The organism is Nocardia sp. NPDC003345, from assembly GCF_053589395.1.
The window spans coordinates 1-1,453 of the sequence record NZ_JBSFRU010000598.1; the positions used below are offsets into that span (position 1 = coordinate 1).

A 1,453-nucleotide genomic window follows, 5' to 3' on the forward strand; every position below is an offset into this window, starting at 1 on the left:
CCCGACCTGGAACAGCGGATGCCGCGCCTGCGAACGAACCGGGTTCAGCACCTCCACCAGCCGCTCGAACGGCACATCCGCATGCGCCAGCGCCGCGATATCGACCTCACGCTGGCGCGCCAGCAGATCCGCGAACGACTTCCCGCGATCCACCTCGGTCCGGAACACCAAAGTGTTCACGAACATACCGATCAGATCGTCGAGGGCCTGTTCACCACGACCCGCCATCGGCGTACCGATGGTGATGTCGTCGGTACCGGACATCCGGGAGAGCAGGACCGCCAGGGCGGAGTGGACGACCATGAACAGGGTCGCGCCCTGCTGCTGGGCCACCCGCTGCAACGCGGCGTGCGTGGCCGCGTCGATCGCGACCGGAACCCGCCCACCGGCGTAGGACTGCACGGCGGGACGCGGACGATCCGCGGGCAGGTCCAGCTGATCCGGCACCCCGGCCAGCGCTGTCCGCCAGTAGTCGACCTGTTCGGCCGCCAGCGACTCCGGATCGGATTCGTCACCCAGCAGCTCCCGCTGCCAGATGCTGTAATCCGCGTACTGCACCGGCAGCGGCGCCCAGCCCGGCGCCTCACCCACGGTGCGCGCCATATACGCGGTCATCAGATCCCGCGTCAGCGGCGCCACCGACGAACCGTCACCGGCGATATGGTGCACGACCATCGCCAGCACGTATTCGGCGTCCGCGTCGTCCACACGCAGCAGCGCCATCCGCAGCGGAACCTCGGCGGTCACGTCGAAACCGGCCGACGCCAGTTCCGTCACCACCGCGGTCAGCTCGCCGGACGGCACGGTCCGCACCTGCAGTTCCGGTGTCGCCTGCCCGGCGGGGAGCACGACCTGCACCGGACCCGACTCCGTCTCCGGGTACACCGTGCGCAGCACCTCGTGCCGCACGACGAGATCGGCCGCGGCCGCTTGCAGCGCGTCCACGTCCAGCGCACCGGACAGCCGGATCGCCAGCGGAATGTTGTACGCCGCCGAGGCACCGTCGAACCGGTTGAGGAACCACATCCGCTGCTGCGCCAGCGACAGCGGCGCGGCGACCACGGATTCGCCGGTCACCAGCACCCGCTCCGGACGCGGCTGCGGTACCAGGGCGGTACGCCCACCGGCACCCGCCTGCTGTTCCACCCGGACGGCCAGTCCGGCCACCGTGGACGCCTCGAACAGCGTCCGCACCGCGACCGTGGTGTCCAGGGCTTTGCCCAGGCGGGCCGCGACCTGCGTCGCCACCAGCGAGTTACCGCCGAGGGCGAAGAAGTCGTCGTCCGCGCCGACCCGCTCGACCCCGAGGACCTCGGCGAAGATACCCGCCACGATCTCCTCGATCGGCGTCGAGGGCGCCCGGAACACCGAAGCCTCGAACTCCGGCTCCGGCAACGCCTTACGGTCGAGCTTGCCGTTGATATTCAACGGCAGTGCGTCCAGTACGACGAAC

At 69.9% G+C, this 1,453-nt stretch carries 1 protein-coding gene; it reads right to left on the reverse strand.

Translation table 11 applies throughout. The features are described from left to right. A partial coding sequence (locus ACWDU1_RS32315; protein WP_450004211.1) for a condensation domain-containing protein occupies positions 1-1,453 on the reverse strand: 1,453 nt, incomplete at both ends.